We start from the raw sequence: 862 nt of genomic DNA, 5'->3' as shown, positions 1-862 counted from the left end.
ATAAAAGTTAGGGAATAGGATTTTTCAACCTATCTCTATAGGACGCCTCTTTTTTTGCAAACTTTCTCAAGAAGGTCTTTTAATTCTGCTAAGTTTTGTTGTGAAAAATTCTCTAAATTTCTAACAAACTCACCAACAGCTTCACGCCTCAACGGATCAGAAGTCTTGATTGTAAAACTTTTGCGACAAGCATAAGCTGCTTTCCTTAAGAGTAAAGCCTTCTCTTTATCTAAACCATAAAGCTCTATGATCTTTTCCTCCAGTCCTACAGGAACAGATTTTTTGCCAATCTCGACAGAAGATAAAAATGCTACAGATATGTCTAATTTCTTAGCCATATCTAAGAGGCGTTCTGAGTGATCAATGCGAAGTTTCCGTAAAATTTTACCAAAAGATGTAACCATATAAAAAGTCCTATTAGAGAAGAAATATTTTCTTCTGATTCTAACAAATCTTTTTATGATTTTCTTCAATTATTGCGAATCAAGAGTTCTTTTCGGGGTGGTTTTTTAGCAAAACCAGAGGTCCAAAGGGTCTCTAATTCTAAAAAGTCAAAATCCTTAAAAATCTCTCGAACCACATCACAATCATTCAGACTCAAGACAAATTTGCCTTGTATGCTTTTGAGAACTTTTGCCATACTCACAAAATCATCTTCAACAAAATTCCCAGAGCTGTAACACTTCTTCTTTACAAGATAAGGCGGGTCTAGATAAAATAAACTGTCGGGTGCATCAAATAGCTCGATAACCCGTTCCCACGACAAATTTAAGATCGTCGTATCAAGAAGCTTCTGTCTAACACGTCTCATCCTTGATAACAGCTTTTCGGGATTAAATGCTATAGGCTTTTTCCTTCCAAA

Annotated in this window: 2 protein-coding genes; both read right to left on the bottom strand. The window is 35.5% G+C overall.

Going from position 1 to position 862, the window contains the following annotated elements:
• Positions 1 to 35: 35 nt before the first annotated feature.
• The gene (locus ACFINM_RS09790) at positions 36 to 404 is read right to left on the bottom strand and encodes an XRE family transcriptional regulator (protein WP_375641349.1); all 369 of its coding nucleotides are present in this window, start codon (positions 402 to 404) and stop codon (positions 36 to 38) included.
• 65 nt (positions 405 to 469) lie between these two features.
• A partial coding sequence (locus ACFINM_RS09785; protein ID WP_375641345.1) for a DNA adenine methylase occupies positions 470 to 862 on the bottom strand: 393 nt, incomplete at its 5' end.

The sequence above is a fragment of the Bartonella sp. AA168HLJHH genome (assembly GCF_042197365.1).
Taxonomy (GTDB): domain Bacteria; phylum Pseudomonadota; class Alphaproteobacteria; order Rhizobiales; family Rhizobiaceae; genus Bartonella.
This window is presented reverse-complemented; position numbering and strand designations above follow the sequence as displayed.

Excerpts from the sequence above, each read along its gene's own strand:
- ACFINM_RS09790 (WP_375641349.1), bottom strand. The coding sequence starts at position 404 with ATGGTTACATCTTTTGGTAAAATTTTACGGAAACTTCGCATTGATCAC.